General features: G+C 27.4%; 23 protein-coding genes. 20 read left to right on the top strand and 3 right to left on the bottom strand.

Annotated elements, in window-relative coordinates:
* Nucleotides 1–62: 62 nt before the first annotated feature.
* Nucleotides 63–302 (bottom strand): AbrB/MazE/SpoVT family DNA-binding domain-containing protein, encoded by a 240-nt coding sequence (locus tag KQI16_RS04575; RefSeq protein ID WP_119866403.1) that lies wholly within the window; start codon nucleotides 300–302, stop codon nucleotides 63–65.
* 463 nt (nucleotides 303–765) lie between these two features.
* Here KQI16_RS04575 and KQI16_RS04570 point away from each other — a divergent pair, with 463 nt between their 5' ends.
* From KQI16_RS04570 to KQI16_RS04555, 4 genes are all read left to right on the top strand, one after another.
* Entirely contained in the window at nucleotides 766–1,356 is a 591-nt protein-coding gene (locus KQI16_RS04570) for a DUF1836 domain-containing protein (protein WP_216432528.1), read from the top strand.
* Nucleotides 1,357–1,415: 59 nt separating this feature from the next.
* Entirely contained in the window at nucleotides 1,416–1,565 is a 150-nt protein-coding gene (locus tag KQI16_RS04565; RefSeq protein WP_216432527.1) for a YvrJ family protein, read from the top strand.
* Nucleotides 1,566–1,650: 85 nt separating this feature from the next.
* On the top strand, nucleotides 1,651–3,939 hold the full coding sequence (locus KQI16_RS04560) for an ATP-dependent DNA helicase (RefSeq protein WP_286172876.1): 2,289 nt from the start codon (nucleotides 1,651–1,653) through the stop codon (nucleotides 3,937–3,939).
* An 11-nt stretch (nucleotides 3,940–3,950) separates the two neighbouring features.
* Nucleotides 3,951–4,583, top strand: coding sequence for a cyclase family protein (locus KQI16_RS04555; protein ID WP_216432526.1), 633 nt, complete (start codon nucleotides 3,951–3,953; stop codon nucleotides 4,581–4,583).
* A gap of 83 nt (nucleotides 4,584–4,666) precedes the next feature.
* Here the strand turns inward: KQI16_RS04555 and KQI16_RS04550 are convergent, their stop codons facing one another.
* A complete protein-coding gene (locus KQI16_RS04550; RefSeq protein WP_216432525.1) occupies nucleotides 4,667–5,545 on the bottom strand; it encodes an aldose 1-epimerase family protein in 879 nt (292 codons plus the stop codon).
* 226 nt (nucleotides 5,546–5,771) lie between these two features.
* Here KQI16_RS04550 and KQI16_RS04545 point away from each other — a divergent pair, with 226 nt between their 5' ends.
* Both KQI16_RS04545 and KQI16_RS04540 read left to right on the top strand, forming a co-directional pair.
* Nucleotides 5,772–6,608 (top strand): YihY/virulence factor BrkB family protein, encoded by an 837-nt coding sequence (locus KQI16_RS04545; protein WP_216432524.1) that lies wholly within the window; start codon nucleotides 5,772–5,774, stop codon nucleotides 6,606–6,608.
* A 62-nt stretch (nucleotides 6,609–6,670) separates the two neighbouring features.
* Nucleotides 6,671–7,042: a single-stranded DNA-binding protein gene (locus KQI16_RS04540; RefSeq protein ID WP_216432523.1), complete on the top strand. Its 372-nt coding sequence runs from the start codon at nucleotides 6,671–6,673 to the stop codon at nucleotides 7,040–7,042.
* A gap of 45 nt (nucleotides 7,043–7,087) precedes the next feature.
* On the opposite strand, the gene KQI16_RS04535 is transcribed toward KQI16_RS04540, so the two are convergent.
* A complete protein-coding gene (locus tag KQI16_RS04535; RefSeq protein ID WP_216432522.1) occupies nucleotides 7,088–9,739 on the bottom strand; it encodes an FAD-dependent oxidoreductase in 2,652 nt (883 codons plus the stop codon).
* 419 nt (nucleotides 9,740–10,158) lie between these two features.
* Between KQI16_RS04535 and KQI16_RS04530 the strand changes: the two genes are divergently transcribed.
* From KQI16_RS04530 to KQI16_RS04465, 14 genes are all read left to right on the top strand, one after another.
* A complete protein-coding gene (locus KQI16_RS04530; protein WP_216432521.1) occupies nucleotides 10,159–10,464 on the top strand; it encodes a DUF6514 family protein in 306 nt (101 codons plus the stop codon).
* Nucleotides 10,465–10,519: 55 nt separating this feature from the next.
* On the top strand, nucleotides 10,520–10,888 hold the full coding sequence (acpS, locus tag KQI16_RS04525; protein ID WP_216432520.1) for a holo-ACP synthase: 369 nt from the start codon (nucleotides 10,520–10,522) through the stop codon (nucleotides 10,886–10,888).
* Nucleotides 10,888–12,378, top strand: a complete 1,491-nt coding sequence (locus tag KQI16_RS04520) for an NAD(P)H-hydrate dehydratase (RefSeq protein WP_216432519.1) — start codon at nucleotides 10,888–10,890, stop codon at nucleotides 12,376–12,378. The genes acpS and KQI16_RS04520 overlap by 1 nt, the downstream gene beginning before the upstream one ends.
* A 71-nt stretch (nucleotides 12,379–12,449) precedes the next feature.
* Nucleotides 12,450–13,061: a germination lipoprotein GerS-related protein gene (locus KQI16_RS04515; protein ID WP_216432518.1), complete on the top strand. Its 612-nt coding sequence runs from the start codon at nucleotides 12,450–12,452 to the stop codon at nucleotides 13,059–13,061.
* 208 nt (nucleotides 13,062–13,269) lie between these two features.
* A complete protein-coding gene (locus KQI16_RS04510; RefSeq protein WP_216432517.1) occupies nucleotides 13,270–13,506 on the top strand; it encodes a hypothetical protein in 237 nt (78 codons plus the stop codon).
* 7 nt (nucleotides 13,507–13,513) lie between these two features.
* A complete protein-coding gene (locus KQI16_RS04505) occupies nucleotides 13,514–13,876 on the top strand; it encodes a type II toxin-antitoxin system PemK/MazF family toxin (protein ID WP_286172875.1) in 363 nt (120 codons plus the stop codon).
* 251 nt (nucleotides 13,877–14,127) lie between these two features.
* A complete protein-coding gene (locus KQI16_RS04500) occupies nucleotides 14,128–14,952 on the top strand; it encodes a transketolase (RefSeq protein WP_216432516.1) in 825 nt (274 codons plus the stop codon).
* The gene (locus tag KQI16_RS04495) at nucleotides 14,952–15,896 is read left to right on the top strand and encodes a transketolase family protein (protein WP_216432515.1); all 945 of its coding nucleotides are present in this window, start codon (nucleotides 14,952–14,954) and stop codon (nucleotides 15,894–15,896) included. The genes KQI16_RS04500 and KQI16_RS04495 overlap by 1 nt, the downstream gene beginning before the upstream one ends.
* A gap of 198 nt (nucleotides 15,897–16,094) precedes the next feature.
* Nucleotides 16,095–16,940: a YitT family protein gene (locus tag KQI16_RS04490; RefSeq protein WP_216432514.1), complete on the top strand. Its 846-nt coding sequence runs from the start codon at nucleotides 16,095–16,097 to the stop codon at nucleotides 16,938–16,940.
* A 37-nt stretch (nucleotides 16,941–16,977) separates the two neighbouring features.
* Entirely contained in the window at nucleotides 16,978–17,814 is an 837-nt protein-coding gene (locus tag KQI16_RS04485; protein ID WP_216432513.1) for a YitT family protein, read from the top strand.
* A 127-nt stretch (nucleotides 17,815–17,941) separates the two neighbouring features.
* A complete protein-coding gene (gene ftsE, locus KQI16_RS04480) occupies nucleotides 17,942–18,628 on the top strand; it encodes a cell division ATP-binding protein FtsE (protein ID WP_216432512.1) in 687 nt (228 codons plus the stop codon).
* Entirely contained in the window at nucleotides 18,618–19,508 is an 891-nt protein-coding gene (ftsX, locus tag KQI16_RS04475) for a permease-like cell division protein FtsX (RefSeq protein ID WP_216432511.1), read from the top strand. The genes ftsE and ftsX overlap by 11 nt, the downstream gene beginning before the upstream one ends.
* 128 nt (nucleotides 19,509–19,636) lie before the next feature.
* Nucleotides 19,637–20,893 carry a S41 family peptidase gene (locus tag KQI16_RS04470; protein ID WP_216432510.1) on the top strand — a complete coding sequence of 419 codons (1,257 nt, stop codon included), beginning with the start codon at nucleotides 19,637–19,639 and terminating at the stop codon, nucleotides 20,891–20,893.
* A gap of 9 nt (nucleotides 20,894–20,902) precedes the next feature.
* Nucleotides 20,903–22,171, top strand: a complete 1,269-nt coding sequence (locus tag KQI16_RS04465) for a PDZ domain-containing protein (protein WP_216432509.1) — start codon at nucleotides 20,903–20,905, stop codon at nucleotides 22,169–22,171.
* Nucleotides 22,172–22,419: the final 248 nt, after the last annotated feature.

Raw genomic sequence — 22,419 nt, 5'->3', positions numbered from 1 at the left:
GTTTTAAATAAAATAGCTGTTACACAACTATAATTATGTAACAGCTATTTTATATTAAAAAATTACTTCTTAAGTTCATTCATGCAGTTTTTGCAGATGTTTTTTCCTTTATAGTTAATAACATCTCTAGCATCACCACAGAAGATACAAGCTGGTTCGTATTTCTTTAATATAATTTGTTCTCCATCTACATAGATTTCTAAAGCATCTTTTTCAGCTATATCTAAAGTTCTTCTTAATTCTATAGGAATAACGATTCTTCCTAATTCGTCTACTCTTCTAACTACTCCAGTTGATTTCATAATAAATTCCTCCTTCAAACAAGTTTCGACATCTTTATATGTTCATATTAACAAAATTGTAATTAAAAGTCAATATTAATCAGAAAAAATTTTGTATTTATAAAAAATATATGCAACATAAAACCATAAATACAATATACTCCCATAAATTAGAAAAGTCAATAGTATTTAATCAAAAAATCCCGAAATTTAAAAAAAATGTAGAATGGCTTGTCCTCAAGCTTTTAAAGAATATGCTATAATTATATTAGAATAAAATTAAAAAATATATGATAAAATAAACAAAAAATGTCAACAATAATAATATATTACTGTATTATTAAAAATTCTACAAAAATAATGAAAAATTCAAAATATTAGAAGTTTTATTCTATAATCATAATAAAATCAGATATAATAACTTGTAATAAGTTTATAAATACTATATAATATTACCTATAATGGAATTACAGAGGTGGATAATATGACAAAAAAACTAGATGCTAATTATATAAGTGAATTAGCAAAAGACTTATCTAATAATATTATTATTGATTATGATGAATTTCCTAAATATGATTTGTTTTTATCTCAAGTAATAGATTTTTTAAATGATAAGTTTTCTGATGATAAATATACTAATAATATAGTCCAAAATTATATAAAAAGTGAAGTAATAACTAAGCCTGAAGATGGTAAAAAAAGAGGTTATACAAAATTACACCTAGTCCAGCTAGTTCTTTTAAGTTATATGAGACCAGTATTGACTACGGAAGAAATTAAAAAGGTTTTCACTATGGCTTTTAATGATATAAATAATAGGGAAGATGATATTATATCTTGGGAAAAAGCTTATAGAATATTTGCAGAAACTCAAAGTAAGAGTTTTAAAAATTTATTGGCTAATTCTTCTATAACAGAAGAAAGTATTAATAATGTGCTTTCTGAATTGAATTTAAATGAAAAAGATAAAAATAGTATTAGTACATTTTTAGTAGTAATGTCATTAATTGCACAGGCAAGCGCTATTAAAAAGTTAGCTCAAAAAATTATTAATGAATTTTATTTAGAGTAAATTTTAAACAAGCCCTAAAATTTTTATTTGCCGCATATATGAAAAACGGGGTGATAAATATGGAAGATATTGTTCAATTAATATCGAATTTAGGTTTTCCAATTGCAATTTCTTTATATCTATTAATAAGAATAGAAGGAAAATTGGAAAATCTTACGATTAGTATTAACAATCTTTCTCAAAGTATAAACTCAATAAGAAATATTTAATTTAAAAAAAGGGTTGTTTGTAACAGCCCTAATTTTATAATTATGTTAACTTGGATTAATATATTTAAAGGTTGGAAGATTATATATGATTAAAAAAGCAGTTGTCAAAGAATCTGTTAGGGGAATAATTGAATATGTTTTAAAAGAAGGAAGTATAGATGATAGATATTTAGGAAGAACTAGGGCTATAGAAGGAACTTTTGCTCATCAAAAGCTGCAAAAATCTAATGAGAAGATTTATAAAAATTATAATAAGGAAGTTCATTTAGAAGAAGAATTTATTATAGATGATATAAGTTTAATTATTGAAGGTAGAGCGGATGGAATAATAATAGATGAAGATAGGGTTTATATAGAAGAAATTAAATCTACATATAGGGATTTAATTAATATAGATGAAGATTATAATGAGCTTCATTGGGCACAAGGGAAATTTTATGCTTATATTTATGCTTTTCAAAATAAACTTAATGAAATATATGTAAGATTAAGCTATTTTCAAATAGAAACAGAGGAAGTAAAAAGTTTTGATAAAAATTTTCAACTTAAGGAATTAGAAGAGTTTATTTATAATATATTAAATGAATATAAAAAAATGATTATTTTAAGTTTAGAATTAAAGGAAGAAAGAGATAAATCAATTAGGGAACTTATATTTCCTTTTGAAAAATATAGAAGGGGACAAAAAAAACTAGCTGTAACCTGTTATAATACAATAAAGGAAAAAGGCATTTTATTTGCACAAGCACCTACAGGAATAGGAAAAACAATATCTACTTTGTTTCCAGCGATTAAATCTTTAGGGGAAGGTAAAGGAAGCAGAATAATGTATCTAACAGCAAAGACAATAACAAGAACTGTTGCTGAAGATACTGTTGAAACTTTAAAAGAAAAAGGTCTTATATGTAGGAATATAACTTTAACCGCTAAGGAAAAAATATGTTTTAAGGAAAAAGCAAAATGTAATCCAGAGTATTGCGAATATGCCCTTAATTATTATGATAAGATAAATGAAGTTATTTATTCTCTATTAAAGGAAGAAAATAACTTTTCAAGAAGTAAAATTGAAAAATATGCTGAAAAATATAAAGTATGTCCTTTTGAGTTATCTTTAGATTTAAGCTTATGGTGTGATTTGATAATATGTGATTATAATTATGCTTTTGATCCAAAGGCTAGATTAAAAAGGTTTTTTGAAGAAGATATTGAAAGTAATATATTACTTGTTGATGAAGGCCATAATCTTATTAGTAGAGCAAGAGAAATGTTTAGCTCTGAGCTTTATAAAAGTAAAATTTTAAATGGAAGTAAGATAACTAAAGGAAAGGCGAGGAAATTATATAAAGTTTTAAGGGATATAAATTCTTTCTTTATAGAATTAAGAAGGGAGCTTCAAGAAAAAGAGCTTAATAGTTTTTATAAAAAGGAAGAATACAAAGAATTATACAAATTGCTTGGCAGATTTTTAAAGGAGTGTGATGAATATTTAATAACTGCTCAAAATACAGAAGGTTATGAAGAAATAAGAGATTTATATTTTGAGATAAGAAGCTTTATTTCAATTTCTGAATTATATGATGATAATTATGTTACTTTAATTGAACAAGAAAAAAGCGATATAAAAATAAAACTATTTTGTATAAATCCCTCAAAAAATTTGGGAGAAATAATAAGAAAAGCTTATTCAAGTATAATTTTTTCAGCTACTTTAACTCCTTTAAGCTATTATATTAATTTATTAGGTGGAGATATTAACAGTTATAGATTGAGATTGCCTTCACCTTTTAATAAAGAAAACTTAAAAGTTTATAAAAATCCTTTAAATATGAGATATAAATATAGGGATAAAAATATAGATAAGCTATGCGAGATAATAAAAAGATTTATTGAAGAAGAGATAGGAAATTATATGATTTTTTTTCCTTCATATGAATATATGAAAAAAGTTTATCTAAGATATATAGAATTATATGGGGAAGAAGGAACAATAATTCAAGGAGAATCTTTAACAGAAGCGGAAAAAGAAGAATTTTTAAGCAATTTTTATGAAGGTGCTAATATAAGTGCCTTTTGCGTAATAGGAGGAATGTTTTCTGAGGGGATAGATCTTCCAGGTAAAAAACTTATAGGAAGTATAATTATAGGGGTAGGATTTCCTAAAATATCAAATGAAACTAATATTATAATGCATTATTTTAAAGAGGAAGGTTTTGATTATGCTTATGTGTATCCTGGTATAAATAAAGTTATGCAGGCTTTAGGAAGGGTAATAAGAAGAGAAGAGGATAAAGGAAGAGTACTTTTAATTGATGATAGATATTTTAATAAAAAATATATAGACTTGCTGCCAAATGATTGGCAGGTGATGGAATAGAAGGGGGAAAAATGAGAGTAATTGATTTAAGTCATAAAATAAGTAATAATATGATAACATACACAAAGGATGAAAGGCCAGAAATATATAACCTGGCAACTATTGAAAAGGATGGATATAATGAAAAGAAGTTAAATATCTGTACTCATATAGGAACTCATATAGATGCGCCAAGCCATTTTATAGAAAAAGGGAAAAATATAGACGAATATAGTGCTGAAAGTTTTATAGGATTAGCTTTAGTGATAGATGTTTCCCATTTAGATAAAATAAGAATAAATGATTTAAGACCTTATGAAAATACATTAAGTAATTGTGACTTTGTAATATTAAAAACTGGTTGGTATAAGTATTGGAATAGAGAGGAATATTTTTATAATTATCCTAGTTTAACTGAAAATGCAGCAAAATGGCTTTGTGAATTTAGTATTAGAGGAATTGGTATAGATGCAATATCTTTAGATAAATTTGACAGTATTGAATTTGAAATACACAATATTGTTTTATCAAGGGGAAGATTAATAATAGAAAATTTAAATAATTTAGATTTAATAAAATCAGATGTATTTACTTTAGTTGCAATACCATTAAAAATAAAGGATGGTGATGGCTCACCAGTAAGAGCTGTTGCCTTAGAAGAGTAATTTTTAGTATAATTCAAATTTTGTAAAGTAAAAGCGTTACTTAAACATAATGTTTTAGTAACGCTTTTTTGGAGTTCCTATATTTATTTTACATATAAGTTGTAGCTGCTATTAAATACTTCAGAAGCTTTTAGTTTTAATATTCCTTCCTTATCTTTAAGCTCACCATTAAAATCAATATAATCTGAATGTCCGTACCATGGTTCTATGCATATAAATGGAGCACCAGTTGCTTTTGTCCATAAGGCTAAGTATGGAAATTTAGTAAAATCCATAGTTATTGATTTATTATTTTTATCTGATTTTAAAGTAATAGTATTAGACTTTAAGGAATCAAAGATTAGGGCATCATATTCAAATAATTTTAAATCTAGTTTTATCTTATTTTTATTGCTTAAAAATTTCTTTCTATCTCTTATGAAATAGCCAGTATTTATATCAGTAAGCATAAGATCAGCATTTTCATTTTCATTAAATTCAAAATAGTAATCCTCAAATTTTTCATTTTTAAATAAAGGACACATAAAAGCAGGATGTCCTCCTATTGTAAAATACATATCTTTATTATCTAAGTTTTTTACTTCATATCCAACCCTTACTCCATTTTCTAAAAGTTCATAGGAAAGCTTTAAAGAAAATTTATAAGGGTATATTTTTAAAGTATCTTCATCCCATAGAAGTTCAAAAATAATTTTAGAATCAGTTTTTTCTATCATATTAAATTCTCTTAGCCTAGCAAGGCCGTGTTGAGGAAGTTCATATTCTTTACCATCTACTCTATACTTACCATTTTTTACTTTCCCTACTATAGGAAAAAGAATAGGTGAATGATATTTCCAGTAGTTTTCATCTCCATTCCAAAGGAACTCAACAGCATCTTTCTTTGTAATTAAATTATTTAGTTCGCCGCCATAAGTATTGGCAGTAATTTTTATATTCTCATTTTCTAATGTATATATCATAAAAACATATCCTTTCTGATAGTATTCATATAAATTATATCATAATAAAATAGAGTTAGAAATCGTTTTAAGCTATATAAATTAAATAGATAAAAATAGGTATAATATAAAAATAGATATAATACTATAGAAGCTATAATAGTATATAATAAAGATGGTACAATAGTAATAGAAAGGAGAATTTAGTAAGAAATATCTATAAGAGATATTTTTCTTAAATATATCGATGAGTGGAAATAGAGAAAATACCAAACTTGAGAAACTTGTGTATTTTATAGTGAAAGTTAACAATGATGATGTATTTGCTTTAGCAGCGCAATTAGCTTATAATCTAATACTATCCTTCTTTCCATTCTTAATATTTATAATGAATCTTATTGCTTTTAGTCCTTTAGATTCTTTAAATATAATAAGTGCTTTAGGGACGTTGCTGCCAGATAATGTTTTGAACTTAATATCTACAACAGTAGAAGAGATAGTAGGAACCCAGAATGTTGGACTATTAGGAGTTTCTATAGTTTTAACAATTTGGTCTGCATCTTCTGGTTTTAGAGGGGTAGTTAAAGGGTTAAATAAGGCCTACAATATACGAGAAAGAAGAAGTTTTATGAAAATGCTAATGATATCAATGTTTTTTACATTAGCTCTTTCAATGGTAATTATACTAGCTCTTGCAGCTTTGGTTTTTGGTAATGTAATTGAAGAATATTTAATGCTTATTTTACCCTTTGAGTCTGTAGTCAATTTATTATGGTATTTAATTAGATATATAGCAGTAATAGTTATTATGGTATTTGTTTTTGCATTATTATATAGATATACTCCAGCTAAAAAGATTCCTTGGAAAGAAGTTATTCCAGGATCAATTTTTAGCAGTTTAGGATGGATAGGAATATCTTTAATATTTTCTTTTTATGTAGATAATTTTGCTAATTATTCAAGGCTTTATGGAAGTCTGGGAGCAGTATTTGCTTTAATGATTTGGCTATATATAACTTCCTTTATTTTGCTTATAGGAGCAGAAATAAATTCTATATTATCAGAAAGAAGAAAAAAATATTAATTTTAGGTATATAAATACATTAACTGGATATAATCAAAGAAGAAAGTCAGGAGGTGTATTAAATGAATAAAATAGTATTATTAGGAAAATTAATTAAGGACCCTGAACTAAGAAGTGTTGAGGGTAGCGATAAAATTTTCACAAAATTTATAATTGCAGTAGAAAGAAATTTTAAGTCATCAGATGGAACTAGGAAATCTGACTTAATACCAGTAACTTTTTGGGGAAGAAAAGCAGAAGTTATTTGTGAATATATGAAAAGAGGTAGCTATATTAGTTTAAGTGGAAGACTTAGAACAGGAAGTTATGAAGACAAGGAAGGCAGAAAAAAATATATTGCAGAAGTTATAGGGGAAGATTTTAAATTTGTTAATAATAGAAGAACTGAAAAGGATACAAAATTAACAGAAAATATTGATAATTTAGCAAATTAGACTAAAAGGTCAACTTACATTTTGTAAGTTGACCTTTTAATTTAATTAATATGAGAATATATTTTTTGATAACATGGTAGTTTTGTCATATCCATTTTGAATACCTTCAATTATTTTAACAGAAGGAGATAAATCACCAATTAGTATTCCACCAACCAATTTATTGTTATTAAAGAATAATTTAATGTATTTATTACCTTCAGGATTAATTGAAGCTATTTTTTCTAAGGATGGATCATCAAAGTTAATTGATCCTGCAGAAAAGATATTTGTTTCCATGGCTGCAAATATAGTAGAAGAAACAAATTTTTCAAATTTTAAATCATCACCAACAGAATTTGCTCCAGCAACTTTACCCATTTCAATTGCAGCTGGCCAATTTCCATAATATATACCATTAAGTTCAGCAACATCACCACAAGCATATATATCAGGTAAATTTGTTCTCATACTTTCATCTACAATAATTCCTCTATTACATTCGATTCCAGCAGTCTTAGCTAAAGCTATGTTTGATCTAACTCCAACTGAATAAATGATCATATCAGCTTTGATTAATTTACCACTTTTTAGTTGTATAGATTTAACTCCATTCTTATCTGCATTTATAAAATCTACAGCTTCTCCTAGAAGAATTTCTACTGGAGAATTAGTTATTATATTTTTAAATAAGTTTGAACCTTCTGTATCTAATTGACGAGGTAGTAGTCTATCAGCTAATTCAATAACAGTAACTTTTATATTTTTCTTTTGTAATTCCCATGCTGCTTCTAAACCAAGTAAGCCGCCACCTATAACAATAGCATCTTTTACATTAGGAAGTTCATTTTTTATTACCTTAACATCAGCAAGTTTTTTGATTGTATGAACTCCTTTAAGAGTCTTATAATTTTCTGAGTTAATTTCTATTTCTGAATCTTCGTATTTAACCTTTGTTGGAGGAACAAAATTATAACTTCCATTTGCTAAAATTAGTTTATCATATTTAATTTCCTCATTATTATCAAGTTTAATTGTTTTCTTATCTTTATCTATAGAATTTACATTAACACCTAAGATTTCGATAATATTATTTTCTTTATACCAATTTTCTTTTTCAAGATAGAAAGTACTATCAGGTTCTTCAGTTATTAAATCTGAAAGTTGAGTTCTAACATAACTATGTTCAGGTTCATTAGAAATTAATTTAATAACAGCATTAATATTTCTTTCTCTTATAGCTTTTGCTGCATAGAAACCAGCTGCACCATTACCAATTATTATAATGCTTTCTTTTGTATCACTAGTAAATTTATTTTCTTCTCTTGGAATTTCGATAAATTGATCACTACCAGCCCCACAAACTGGACATATGTTTGGAACTGTTTCTGCTTCAAATATTTCTCCGCAGACAATGCATTTCCAAAGCTTTAATTTACCGCTGCTGGGAGTATCATCAACACTCTTTTTTTTGGTATCTTCTTCTTCTTTATCAAAGGGAATAAATTCTCTTTTTCCTATTAATGTTTCTGCAAATTTTACCCCAAATTCAAAGGCTTCTTTTAATTCTTCATCAGAAGGTTTAAATTTAATTTTTAAACTTGGTCCAAAGAGTTTCATATTTAATTCATTTAGTCTTGTTTCTATTCTTGGTATAGCTTCACCACTCCAGCCATATGAACCAAAGGCTGCTGCTAATTTTCCTCCATGAATAACTGGGTTTAATTTAGTTAATACATCACGTACAGGTGGAAGTAATTCAGATACTATTGTTGGTGAACCAAATAAGATTCCTTCTGATTCTTCGATACTTGCTACTATATTATCAATATCATTTTCTATAATATTGAATAATCTTACTTCTGTATTTTCAACTGATTCTATTCCTCTTGCAATTTCTTTAGCTAGAGTTTCTGTATAACCATATGCTGAAACATAAGAAATACTTACAATCTTATTTTTATTCTTATCTTCCTTTGGAGTACTCCATTCCTTATAAAGTTCCACAACTTCCATTGGATTTTCAACTAATACTGGACCATGGCCAGGTAAAATCATATCGATTTTTAGGTCTTTTATCTTATCTATAGCTTTTAGTACATAAGGCTTAAAAGGTCCAAAAATCATATCATAATAATATTTTAATGCTTCCATGTAGTGTTCTCTATTTTCAACCTTACTGTTTATTATATTTTCTGAAGAATAGTGAGAACCAAAGGAGTCACAAGTTATTAAAACTTCATCTTCTACAAGATAAGTGTAGATAGAATCTGGCCAATGTAAGAATGGTGCAGATATAAATCTAAGTGTTTTATTTCCTAAGCTTATTTCAGAACCATGTTTTACAGTAATAGCTTCAAAATCCCTATTTGCAATATCTTTTAGAAAGCTTAATGCAGTTGCCGAACCAACAATCTTAGCATTTGGAGAAAGTTCTAGCAATTTTGCAACTGATCCTGCATGATCAGGTTCAGTATGATCAACGATTATATAGTCTATTTTGGTTATATCAATATTTAGGCTTTTTAATCTTTCTAAATATTGATCAAAAAATTGAACTTTAACAGTTTCAAATAAAGCTATTTTTTCGCTTCCCTTAACTACATAAGAGTTATAACTAGTTCCATATGGAGTGTACATAATTATATCGAATACTCTCAGATTAGGATCGAGAGCACCTATCCAATAAATATCTTTCTTTAATTCTAAATGTTTCATAAAACCACCCTTACTTAAAATTAATGTTATTTAATAATAGTTATCTAATAATTAATATTATATGATAATTAATTAACAATATCAATAGATATTTTATTTTTATTTTTAGGAATATTTTAAACACATAAATTTAATTTGTATAAGTCTATTTTAACTATTTTAATGAATATTATTATGAAAAATAGTATCAAATTTAATGAAGATTCTTGCTTTTTTTTAAATAAAAGAGAAAGAAGTTAGTAAATATTTTTATTAAATTAAATTGAATTAATAAAAAAATATATGCTAAGAAAAAAATGTAAAAAAATAAAGAAATATTTTAATTATTAACAAACATAGTTTGACATTGTTTTAAGAAAATGTGTGTTATCTTTAAAATATGTTGAAGAAAGATATTTAAATTTGAGGGGGGAGTACTAATGTATATTGAAAATAGTGTAGGTGGAAACAGTATCAGAGAAGAAAATAAAGAAATGAGGTACTATTATAGGCTTATAAAAGAAGATTTTATGAATGGACATGCATATGGAATAGAAGCAGAAAGGCAAGATTTCATAGAAGATAGACTTGTAAAAATTGAAAGAGAAGAAATTAGGAGAATTTCAAATGTTAAAGAGAAGGTTGAAAAATTACTATATTTATTAAATGATAATTTAGTTTCACCTATTCATATGGTTGACATATTAGGTTCCTATGTTGATAAATATGTATCAGATTTTAATTAGAACTTTTTATAATAGAGCCTTTAATTATAGTAAAATATAATTAAGAGGTGATTATATGATATTAGGAATAGGAACAGACATAATTGAAATAGATAGAATACAAAAAGCTATAGAAAAAAATTCTAATTTCTTAAATAAGGTTTTTACAGAAAGTGAAATTAAGATGTTTAAATCTAAAAATATGAGGTATGAAGTAATTGCAGGGAATTTTGCAGGAAAGGAGGCAGTTAGTAAAGCTTTAGGAACTGGAATAAGGGGTTTTTCTTTAAAAGATATAGAGATATTAAGAGATGATCTTGGAAAACCAGTTGTGATAATTAAGGATAATATAAAAAAGATAATAGGAATTGAACATAGGATTAGCATATCTATATCGCATAATAAAAAAGATGCTGTATCCTTTGTAATTTTGGAGGCGATATAATGCAATATGTAATGTCTGGAGAAGCTTGCAAAAGCTTAGATAGATATGCAATAGAAAATTTAGAAATTCCAAGTATTGTTTTAATGGAAAATGCAGCAAGTGAAATTGTGAATAAAATAAAAGATAAATATGATAATTTTATAATTTTTTGTGGAAATGGTAATAACGGAGGTGATGGATTAGCAATAGCAAGAAAGTTAATATTATTAAATAAAAATGTAACAGTAGCTATAATAGCGGAAAAAGAAAAATATACAAGAGGCTTTTTAGTAAACTATAAGATATTAGAAAAAATAAAAGCAGAAATTATTAAGATAAAAGCAGTAGAAGAATTTGTTAAAATAAATCCCTTAAAATATGATGCAGCTATAGATTGTATTTTTGGGGTTGGCTTAAATAGAGAGTTAAATTATTTTTATTCCAAAATTGTAGAATTTATAAATTCAAATTTTGAAAACATAATAAGTGTTGATGTTCCTTCAGGAATAAATGTTGATACAGGAGAAGTTATGGGAACAGCTATTAAGGCAAAAATTACATATACTTTTGAAGTGATAAAAAAGGGATATATTAGTTATAGTGCTAATGATTATATCGGTAATCTAGAGCTGCTAAATATAGGGATACCTAAGGAAGCTAAGGAAGTGAATTCTGAAGACGTCTTCATGCTTGATAGCATAGATTATAAAAATATATTAAATAAAAGAAAAATATATAGCCATAAGGGGGACTTTGGAAAAGTTTCAATAATAGCTGGAAGTGAAGGGTATACTGGAGCGGCTTATATAGCTGCCGAGGCTTGTGTTAGATCTGGAGCGGGATTAACAACTTTAATATCTTCTAAATATGTACAAGATATATTAAGTTGTAAGCTAGCAGAGGCTATGACATTAAATATAGGTCAGGAAGATAAAGTTAAGAAAACTTTAGAAAATTCTAATGTAATAGCTGTAGGACCGGGATTAACGGAAGCTAGTTATTGTAATATTATTAAGAAAATAGATAGTTTTAATAATAAATATTATGTTATTGATGCAGGAGCTTTAGATATTTTTTCAAAGGATAAGGAATTAATGAACATAATAAAAAATAGGGGGATTTTTACACCTCACCCTGGAGAAATTGCAAAACTTCTTGATAAAACTATTAGCTATGTTGAAGAAAATAGAATAGAAGTTGCTAAAAAATATGCAAAAGAAAATAATATAGTAGTTTTATTAAAGGGGTATAAAACTGTTATTACAGATGGAAATCTTGTTTACATAAATAATACGGGAAATAGTAAAATGGCTTCAGGGGGTATGGGAGACTGTTTAACAGGAATAATAGCATCTTTGCTTGGGCAAAAACATTCCCTTATGAATGCGGCCTTACTTGGAGCTTATATACATGGTTTAGCAGGAGAGGAAGCTGGTAAAAATAAATATAATGTTATAGCTTCAGATATAATAGATAATATTTCAGAAGTTATGGAAAATATGCTTAGATAAATTTCAAAATAAGAATAAAATCCTTATAAAGCTAATATTGTTATAATAAATGATAGCTTTAGGAGGATTTTATGAAAAGAAAGATATTAATTGGACTTTTGGTTTCGATACCAGTTATTTTTATCATATTAATAATAATATTTAGATTAACAGCAGAACCAAGTAATGAAGAAATAATAGAATCATTAAAAAATATTAAAAATTATAGTGCAAAAGTAGAATATATAATTAAAAATTCAAGAGGAGAAGAAAGAGAGGAAACAAATCAATATTATTGTAGCGAAATAGGCGGAAGAATTGATTTTGGAGAAGACAGAATAAAGATTTATAAGGACGATAAAATTTTAGTAAGGGATAATATATCAAAGAAAGAATATGAAATTAATAAAAATATGGATAATTTTCATTCTTTGGCCTTCATGAATGAAATGTTAAATTTACCTATGGCAGAGGGAGAAATAAAAGAAGGACAGGAAGAGTGGGGAGATACAGAATATATAGAGTTAATTTGTGAAATCCCTTTTAAAAATGAACATTTGGATAAAGCTAGAATCTTTATAGATAAGAATAATGAAGTTCCAATTGGAGTGATTATCTATGACAAAAAAGGTAATGACAAAGTAAGAATAATATATAAAGATTTTCAAAAATTAAAAAAAATGGATAAGGAATTATTTTATTAAAAATTAACCAGTTTTATATTTAAATATTTGTAAGTATAAGGAAGTAGATGTGTAAAATACATAAGTTAAATATACTTTTTAAGAATATTTATATATTAAAATTAAAAATTCTTAGAAATACTTAGAAAATAACATTTTAATTTTGACAATACGACATAATTTGCAATATAATTTACGTATACATAGAATTTCTATATGGAGGCAAATTATGTCTAATAAAAGAATTTATTTCAAAAAAAGGGATATTAAAATAAAAAGTGTAAATAAATTTGAAAAAAATAATATAATAAAGTATGAGAATGATAAAATTGATATAGATTTTTTAGAGATGATGAAAGAAGGCTATAAAGAGATGACTAAAATTAATTTGGAGTTTTCACAACTTCCTTTTGAATGTGAACTTGCAGATATTAGGGAATATGAGAACTGGCTTTGCGGAGTGTGATATTCTAATGACCACTATGGTAGTAAAAAGAGGGGATATTTTCTATGCTGATTTAAGCCCTGTAGTCGGATCAGAACAGGGTGGCATAAGACCTGTTATAATAATTCAAAATGATATCGGAAATAAATATAGTCCAACAGTTATAGTTTCAGCTATAACATCACAAATAAATAAAGCCAAATTGCCTACACATGTAGAAATTTCTTCAGAAGAATATGGATTAAACAAAGATTCAGTTGTCTTATTGGAACAAATAAGAACTTTAGATAAAAGAAGATTAAAAGAAAAAATAGGACATATGACAGATAGTGATATGAAAAAAGTTAATAAAGCCCTACTAATTAGTTTAAACTTAGAAAAAGAAGTTTAGTAGCTTAAAAGTTTATAAAGTGTATGTTTAATAATTTAGAAACCCTTTTGGGTTTCTTTTGTTTATAAGAACAAAAGATAATATGATATACAATTTGTTTAAAAGAGTAACATTTAAGATGAATTAATATATGTTTTATTGAAAAAGAATATATATTAAGTATATACAAAAGAAAAGGGCTATGATAAAATAGTTTTAGCAAAATAGGGCAACCTATTCACAGGTAAATTTAAATCTTAGGAGGATGAAAAATGTCAAATAATATTGAGGAATTAAAAGAAATATCAAAAACTGTGCGTGGAGATATTATTTCAATGTTAACAGAATCTCGTTCAGGGCATCCTGGTGGTTCTTTATCTATAACTGATATACTTGTTGTGTTGTATTTTAAAGAAATGAATGTTGACCCAAAAAATCCAAAGGATCCGAATAGAGATAGATTTGTTTTATCAAAGGGGCATGCGGCACCAGCCTTATATAGTGTTTTAGCAAGAAAGGGATATTTTGATCCGAAAGAATTAAATACATTAAGAAAAATTGATTCAAGGTTACAAGGACATCCTAGTATGAAGTCATTACCTGGAATAGATATGTCTACGGGATCATTAGGACAAGGAATATCAGCAGCTGTAGGAATGGCTTTAGCTGGTAAAATTGATAAAAAAGATTATAGAGTATATTCAATTTTAGGAGATGGAGAGTTAGAAGAGGGAGAAGTTTGGGAAGCAGCTATGTCAGCAGCTCATTATAAATTAGATAATTTAACTGCTTTCGTAGATTTCAATGGATTACAAATAGATGGAGATATAACAAAAGTTATGAATCCTTCACCAATAGATAAAAAGTTTGAAGCTTTTGGTTGGAATGTTTTAACTATAGATGGTCATAATTATGAAGAAATAATTGATGCAATAGAAAAGGCTAAAAATTATAAGGGAAAACCAACAATGATAGTTTGTAAAACTGTAAAAGGAAAAGGGGTTTCCTTTATGGAAAATGAAGCTGCATGGCATGGAAATGCGCCAAACAAAGAACAATGCGAGCAAGCGTTAGCTGAAATCGGAGGTAATAGATAATGAGTAAAAAGATTGCAACAAGAGAAGCTTATGGTAGAGCATTAGCATCATTAGCAAGTGTTAATGAAAATATAGTGGTTTTAGATGCGGATCTTTCAAAATCTACAAAAACTGCAGATTTTAAAGCTGTGTGCGAAGAAAGATTTTTTAATATGGGAATAGCAGAAGCTAATATGATGGCTGTTGCAGCTGGTTTATCAACTTGTGGAAAGATTCCTTTTGTAAGTACTTTTGCAATGTTTGCAGCAGGAAGAGCTTTTGAACAAATTAGAAATTCAATATGTTATCCAAAATTAAATGTAAAAATATGTGCAACTCATGCTGGATTAACTGTAGGAGAAGATGGAGCTTCTCATCAAGCTATTGAAGACTTAGCATTAATGAGAAGTATACCAAATATGACTGTAATATGCCCTTCTGATGGAGTTGAAGCAGCAGCAGCTATAAGAGCAATTGCTGAATATGAAGGCCCTTGCTATGTTAGATTAGGAAGAGCTGCAGTTAATATAATAAATGATGAAAATACTTATGAATTTAAAATAGGAAAAGGTGTAACTTTATCAGAAGGAAATGATGTTACAATAGTTGCAACAGGAATAATGGTTGATGCTGCTCTTGAAGCAAAAGAAGAGCTTAAAAAAGAAGGTATTAATGCAAGAGTTATAAATATACACACATTAAAGCCTATTGATAAGGATATTTTAATTAAAGCAGCTAAAGAAACAGGAGCAATAGTAACTGCAGAGGAACATAATGTTATAGGTGGTTTAGGTTCTGCTGTTTCAGAAGTTTTATGCGAAGAATATCCAGTACCTGTACTTAAAGTTGGAGTTAATGATACTTTTGGAGAAAGTGGAACACCAGATAAATTATTAGAAAAGTATGGATTAACATCAGCTAATATAGTAGAAAAAGTTAAAAAAGCTATCTCCTTAAAAAAATAAATTATATATTAATAGCTATTTTACCATGCAAATTATGAAGAAAGAGTTGTTTTGAATAGCAAGAAACAGCTCTTTTTTCTTTCTATTGAAAGTGTATATAAATAGAAATATAATATATTTTTGGATATGCTATATGGAAGGATATAAATTGTAAAGTGTGGGAAAATAATAAAAAATCTAATAGGGGGACAAAAATTAATGAAAGATAAATTAAAAGAATACTTGTTAATTTTTATTGGTGTTATATTGGTTGCTTTAGCCCTAGAATATTTCTTTATTCCTAATGATATTGCTGCTGGTGGAGTAACAGGATTAGCTGTAGTAATAACTCAATATTTACCAATTATTTCTACAGGATCATTAGTTTTTATAATGAACATAATCTTATTTATTGTAGGCTTTATTTTTCTTGGAAAAGCTTTTGGGCTTAAAACAATAATAGCTAGTTTGCTATTATCAGGAGTTATGATATTTATTGAACAATTCTTTAAGCCTTTTGCAGTAACAGGAGATCTTATGTTAGCATCTATATTTGGAACAGCTATTACGGCTCTTGGAATGGGAATAATTTTTAATGTTAATGCATCTACAGGTGGGACAGATATAGTTGCAAAAATATTAAATGATTATTTTAATATTGATGTTGGTAAATCATTATTGGTTGTTGATTTTATTATTACTTTACTAGGTGCTGTTACTTTTGGTTTAGATAAAGGTTTATATGCAATGTTAACTGTAGTTATGAATGGGATTTTAATAGATAAGGTAATAGAAGGATTTAAGAAGTGTAAGGAAGTAGTAATAATAAGCACTGAAAATGAAAAAATATGTAAGTTTATTTTAAATGAATTAGATAGGGGCTGCACATATTTAAAGGGAATAGGAGCATTTAGTGGTGAGGAAACTCGAGTTATATATTCAGTGTTAGGAAGAAGTGAATTTATAAGATTAAAGCAGTATATTGCAAAAGTAGATCCTCAAGCTTTTATAACAGTTGGAGAAGTTCATGAGGTTATGGGAGAAGGTTTTGGAGACCTAGGTTAATATAAATTTCTTTAGTATAGGAGGAAAATGAAAAAATATGAAAACATTTAAAGAATATTTTTTAGCAACGATAGGAGTCGCTATTGTTGTTATTGGACTAGAGTATTTTCACTTCCCTAATGGAATAGCATCAGGAGGGATTTCAGGATTAGCATTAGCTATTAATGCAATTTTTCCAGTAAGTCCTAGTGTTTTTATGTTTATATGTAATTTGGTGCTATTTGTATTATCATTTATTTTTATAGGAGGTTCTTTCGGCCTAAAAAGTATATATTCAGCAATGCTAACATCTGCATTTATGTGGCTTTGCGAGAATATATTTCCACCTATAGTGGTTACTGACAATTTGCTTTTAGCTAGTATCTTTGGTTCGGCAGTAGTAGCTTTTGGTACAGCTATCGTGTTTAATCAAAATGCTTCAACAGGGGGAACTTCAATAATAGCAAAGTTTATAAATAAATTTTTTCACATACCTATAGGACAAGGATTGTTAATTGCAGATTGTACGGTTACAATTTTAGCAATATATTCTTTTGGAGTAGAAAAAGGCTTATTTGGTTTATTAAGTACTGTAATAATTGGTAATTTAATAGATAAGTTTATTGCTGGAATAAATCCAGTTAAGCAGGTGTTCATAATAACTAAGAAAGAAGATTTGATTGTTAGTTTTATTAATAATGAAATTGATAGAGGATGTACAATATTATCTGGAAAGGGTGGATATACAAAATCTGACACAGCAGTAATATATTCAGTTTTAAATTCTAAGCAGTTTGTTACATTAAAACAGTTTATCAAAGAAAATAATCCAGAAGCTTTTTTAACTGTTAGTGATTCCACAGAAGCATTGGGAAAGGGATTTGTAGAATATTAAAAAAGTATTAAAAAAGCAATTATTGTCTATAAATTAAGAAAAATTGTTTTTTTACAACATTGTATTATGTTATAATAACGCTATAGGCTTAAAATTATTTAATAAGCTAGGCGCGAGGTGTTTTAAAATGATTAAGTTTGATAACGTATCAAAGTTATACGATAATAATGTTAAGGCTTTAACTGACGTTAATATAACTATTGATTCCGGAGAATTTGTTTTCTTAGTTGGACCATCTGGTTCAGGTAAGTCAACTTTTATAAAGATGTTAATAAAGGAAGTAGATCCAACTGTTGGAGAAGTATATGTAGCAGGGACTAAACTTTCTAGCATTACTAGAAAGCAGATTCCTTATTACAGAAGAAAGATTGGTATGGTTTTTCAAGATTTTAGACTTATTCCAACTTTAAATGTGTATGAAAATGTAGCTTTTGCTATGAGAGTTGTAGAAGCATCCCCAAAAGAAATAAGAAAAAGAGTTCCAATGGTATTATCATTAGTTGGATTATCACATAAATATAAGATGTTTCCTAATGAACTATCTGGAGGAGAACAACAAAGAGTTGCATTAGCAAGAGCGATTGTAAATAATCCTTCAGTTTTAATTTGTGATGAACCAACAGGAAATTTAGATCCAGAAACAGCAAAGGGAATAATGGATTTATTAGAAGATATAAATAGAGGCGGAACTACTATAGTTATGGCAACTCATGCTAAAGAAATAGTTGACCATATGAAAAAGAGAGTTATAGCTATAGAAAAGGGCTATATAACTAGAGATAGCAGAAGGGGGATGTACGAAAATGAAGATTAATTCAATCAAGTATTTTTTTATAGATGCTTTTAAAAGTCTAAAAAGAAATAGAACCTTAAGTATAGCTGCTATTATAACTGTACTTATAACATTTTTTATATTCGGTACATTTGCCCTTTTGGGATTAAATTTTGCTAGAGCAGTAGAAGATGTAGCTTCAAAGATAGAAATTAAGGTATATTTAAAAGATGATATAAAGCTTGTAGATCAGAGAGAAATAGAAATAAAGCTATCGGAACAAGAAGGAGTAGAGGAAGTAATATATGAAAGTAAGGAAGAAGCTTTCTTAAATTTTAAGGAAAGTTTTAAAGATAATCCAGGATTAATACAAGGATATGATTTAGAGAAAAATCCTTTACCAAATTCATATATTGTTAAATTAGAAGCTCCTGAATATGCAGATTCAATAGAAGAGGCTGTTAAGGATATGTCTGGAGTAGATGATATCACCAATCAAAGAGATATGATTGAGAAAATCGGTTCCTTTGTAAATGCTGTAAGAGGAATTGGGATGGTACTTTTTGTAGTATTTATTGGTGTATCAATTTTCTTAATAACTAATACTACAAAGATAACTGTATTTTCAAGAAGAAGAGAAATTGGAATAATGAAGTATGTCGGTGCTACAGATTGGTTTATAAGATGGCCATTCATTATAGAAGGTATAGTTATTGGATTAATTGGTTCAATATTATCAATAATTTTATTATTTTTTGCATATAGATCAGTATATAATTACATAGTTTCTAGTGTATTTATTGCAAATTTAATTTCACCAAGCTTTATATTTGGACCTCTAGGATTAGGATTTATATTAGGTGGATCTGTTATTGGTGCAGTAGGAAGTGCCTTTGCTTTAAGAAAATTCTTAGATGTATAAAAAACTGAAATAAAAGATAGAATAAATTATATAATATTAAGTGGAGATAATTCTCCACTTAAAACATATTTAAGACAAATTTATAATTATATTTATGTTTATAATGTTTTTGAAAGGAAGTATATATTATGGAGGATAAAAATAATCAAGTAAAAAAGCGCAGTTTGAAAAAGCCAATAATTATTAGCTCAATAGTAATTATCTTCTTATTTTCAAATATATCTTTATTTTATTTGGGTAATATCCTTGCTATGAATGGAGTAACTATAGGAAATGTTAGTAAAGATGTAGCAAGTGATTTAAACGATATAAAAGATGTACAGAAATATGAGTTATTGTTTCAAGTTAGAAATGCATTATTAGCAAAATATGATGGAGAAATTGATGATGACAAACTATTAGAGGCTGCAATAAAAGGAATGACTGATTCCCTTAATGATCCATATACAGTATTTATGAATGCCGAGGAATATAAGCAGTTTATGGAACAAAGTGAAGGAGAATTTGTTGGTATAGGAGCTCATTTAGGAATTAAAGACGATAAAGTAACAGTAATTGCTCCTTTAGAAGGCTCACCAGCAGAAGCTGCAGGCCTGCAGTCAGGAGATGTAATAATAAAAGTAGATGGTAAGGAATTAGTAAATCCTACTTTAGATAACACAGTTGCAATGATAAGAGGAGAACAAGGTACTAAAGTAACTTTAACAGTTGAAAGAAATAAAAATAAGACATTTGACATTGTAATTACAAGAGATGTAATAAAGGTAGAAGCTGTAAAGGGCGAAATGGTAGAAGATAATATAGGATATATTCAGATAACCTCTTTTGATGAAGATGTGGCAGATGAATTTAAAAATAAAATTGTAGAATTAAAAAATGACGGAATGAAGGGAATGATTCTTGATTTAAGAGGAAATCCTGGAGGATTTTTAAATGAGGCAGTTGAAGTTGCATCACAATTTATAGAAAAAGGAAAGATTATCACTTATACAATTGATAAATATGATAATAAGGTAGAATCAAAATCTATAGGTGGAGATGCAATAGGTATGCCTCTAGTAGTATTAATTGATGGAGGTAGTGCTTCAGCTTCAGAAGTGGTAACAGGGGCTTTAAGAGATTATGGTGTGGCTACTACTGTTGGAGAAAAGAGTTTTGGTAAAGGAATAGTTCAACAATTAATAGAATTTGAAGGTGGAACTGTAGGATTAAAAGTTACAACATCAAAATACTATTCACCAAAAGGAGAAAATATACACAAAATAGGAATAACTCCAGATATAGAAGTTTCTATACCTGAAGAAGTTTTAAAAATGGAATATGATAGAAGTATAGATACACAATATTTAAAAGCATTAGAAGTATTAAAAGAAAAGATGAAATAGGAGGCTTAGATGGATTTAATATTATATATTTTGAGGGCTGTAGCTTATGCCATAATTGAGCCTGTTCATATGATTACTCTTGTTGTTTTAGGCGTAATATTTTATTTTAGAAATAAAAAAGTATCAATGATGCAAAAGTTGACTCTAGGGGAAAGTATAAATTCTCCCCTAGAGCTTACTCTTTCCCAGTTATCATTAGGAATAATAGCAGGAGCTATTGCAAGTGTAATTCTCGGCTTATTAGGTGTTATGTTCGATGAAAATTCAGGAATAGAATTTATATTCTTGGTATCAATAGTTCTCTTATTTTTTAAGAAAAAATATATGTGTTTTTCTTATTCAAGTTCTATATTGGGATTGATAAGTATTTTATCTAAGTTTTTTGCAGACATAACAAATACCGAAGTTTACTTAAATATTGATATATTAAGCTTAATGACTTTTGTTGGTATAATGCACATAATAGAAGGATTTTTAGTTATGGCAGATGGCAGCAGAGGAGCAATTTCTGTATTTACAAATAAAGATAATAAAATATTAGGTGGATTTGCATATAATAGATTTTGGCCTTTACCAGTTGCTTTATTTATAATTTTTTTAGGAGATCCATCAGGTACAATGACTACATCTATAGAAACCCCAAACTGGTGGCCGATACTAAACCATAAAGAAACTATTTTAATCTTGGCTAGTACAATAATTTCTGCAATTCCTTTTTACGGTGTTTTAAGTTATAACTCAATAACTTTTACAATGAAGAAAAAAGAGAAAACTCTTTATTCAGGAGTTGGAATATTGATATATGGATTAATATTGTCGATAGTTTCTCAGCTTGCTGTTTATGGAATTGTTGGACAAATTGTAGTTATAATTTTTGCTCCAATTGGACATGAACTTATGCTTAAAATACAAGAGAAATTAGAAAAGCAGGGTAAATACATATATTATACAGATGATAGTGGTGTTTCAGTCTTAGAGGTATCTCCATATTCTTATTTTTATAGAGATGGAATAAGAAGAGGAGACAGAATAATAGAAGTAAATAATGAAAAAGCATTATCAGAAGTTGATGTTATAAAGGTTATAAAAAAAGAATTAAGAGAAATACCTATGAAAGTAAAAAGAATTTCCGGGGAAATAGTCGATTTAAGGATTATTCCAGAGAAAAATAGATTAGGAATATTATTAGTGCCTAAAATGGTACAAGATAATAAAATGTATAAAGTAGAAGAAAATAACTTTAAAAAAGTATTAGAAGAAATGAAAAGAAAGAAATAGTATATAAACTAGAAAAAAATAAAAATGATATGTTCTATTAACTAATAGTTGCGTAAGAAGTTTAAGTTTATAATAACTTTTAATTGATCTTTATAGTTAATTACATATCATTTTTATTTTTTTATTTATCTTGGATTCGGCAAGTAATGCCGAAAGGCATTGAAATTAAAGGATTTTTTGTTCAAAAAAATTAAAAAGAAATCATCCCTTTTTAGTGTTAAAATATAATTACAAAAAACAAAACACAA

The organism is Caproiciproducens sp. MSJ-32, assembly GCF_018918055.1.
GTDB lineage: Bacteria > Bacillota > Clostridia > Clostridiales > Clostridiaceae > Clostridium.
The sequence above is the reverse complement of the archived record's forward strand: the minus strand, read 5'-3'. Positions and strand labels throughout refer to the sequence as shown.